The organism is Anaerolineales bacterium (genome assembly GCA_022866145.1).
GTDB lineage: Bacteria > Chloroflexota > Anaerolineae > Anaerolineales > E44-bin32 > PFL42.
The window spans coordinates 1-1635 of the sequence record JALHUE010000318.1 but is presented as its reverse complement, the minus strand read 5'-3'; the positions used below and the strand labels follow the sequence as shown (position 1 = coordinate 1635).

Below are 1635 nucleotides of genomic sequence, written 5' to 3'. Positions count from 1 at the left end.
CTGCTCCCCGAGATGGCCGGTCCCAGCCGGCCCACCCTGGGAACCTTTCACGCCTGGTCGGCCCGGCTGCTGCGGCGCGAAGCCGACTACCTGGATGTCAGCCGCGAGTTCGTGATCTTCGACGAGGACGACCAGCACCTGCTAATCCGCCAGGCCATCAAGGATCTCGGATACGATCCCAAGCAGGTCCCGCCGGGAAAGATCCAGGCGATCGTGTCGCAGGCAAAGAACGAAATGCTCCGGCCGGAGGAGATCGCCGCCGGCAGCCCCGTGCAGGCGATCGCCCAGCAGGTATATGCCCGCTACCAGACTGCGCTCCGCAGCAACAACGCCCTGGATTTCGATGATCTACTCACACAGTCGGCGCGCCTGCTTCGAGATCATCCCGAAGTTCGGGAACGCACCCGGTTCCGGCACCGTCACCTGCTGGTGGATGAGTTCCAGGACACCAACAACGTTCAATACGAGCTGCTTCGCTGGCTGACCTCCGACTCGGCCGACCTGTTCGCCGTTGGCGACGCCGATCAATCGATCTACCGCTGGCGCGGCGCCGACTACCGCAACGTCCGCCGCTTCACCCAGGACTTCCCGCAGGCGGAGGTGATCCTGCTCGAGCAGAACTACCGCTCGACGCAGACCGTCCTCGATATCGCCATGGCGGTGATCGACCGCGCTCCCGGACGTCAGCCCAAACGGCTGTTTACCGATCGCGGCCCGGGCAGCCGGGTGACGATCTATGAAGCCTACGACGAGACGGATGAGGCACGATACGTCGTCGACACCATCGCCGAATTGACCGTCAGGAACAACGCCCGTCCGGGAGATTGCGCAGTCATGTACCGGACCAATGCTCAATCCCGCTCGCTTGAGGAGGCATTTCTGCGGGCGGGCCTTCCGTATCGCCTGGTGGGTGCGCAGCGCTTCTACGGGCGGCGCGAAGTCAAGGATGTGGTTGCCTACCTGCGCCTGGTGCACAACCGGGATGATCAGGTCAGCCTGCTGCGGGTCCTCAATACCCCCAACCGCGGCCTGGGCGCCAAATCCACGGGCAGCCTGCTGGATACGGCCACTGCCCGAGGCCAGAGTGCCGGGAAGATGCTCAGCCTGCTGGGTCAGGGCCAGGCGGACCCGCCCGCCGGCCTGTCGGCAAGGGCTACAGCCGCGGTGCTGGATTTCGGCCGCGGCCTCGAGCGCTGGCGGTTGCTGGCCCAATCCGTGACGGTCTCCGAATTGATCGATGCCATTCTCGCGGCCGTGGACTACCGCGGCTACGTCGATGACGGCACCGAGGAAGGCGCCGAGCGCTGGGGCAATGTCCTCGAACTCCGCAACCTTGCCGCCGAATTCACCGACCTCGACCTGTCGGCGTTTCTCGAGTCGGTCGCCCTGGTCTCCGACCAGGACACCCTGACCGAAGAGCAGAACGCCCCCACGCTGCTGACGCTCCACGCAGCCAAAGGCCTTGAGTTCCCGGTGGTGTTCATTGTCGGGCTCGAAGAAGGACTGCTGCCCCACCAGCGCTCGTTGGACGACAAGGAAGCCCTCGACGAGGAGCGACGCCTGTTCTACGTCGGGATCACCCGCAGCATGGACCACTTGTTCCTCGTGCGTGCGTTCCGCCGCCGCGTGGGCGGG

At 65.3% G+C, this 1635-nt stretch carries 1 protein-coding gene; it reads left to right on the top strand.

Features of this window, described 5'->3' with window-relative positions; genetic code table 11:
• Positions 1-1635: UvrD-helicase domain-containing protein (locus tag MUO23_09850; GenBank protein MCJ7513256.1), on the top strand; the 1635-nt coding region annotated here is incomplete at both ends.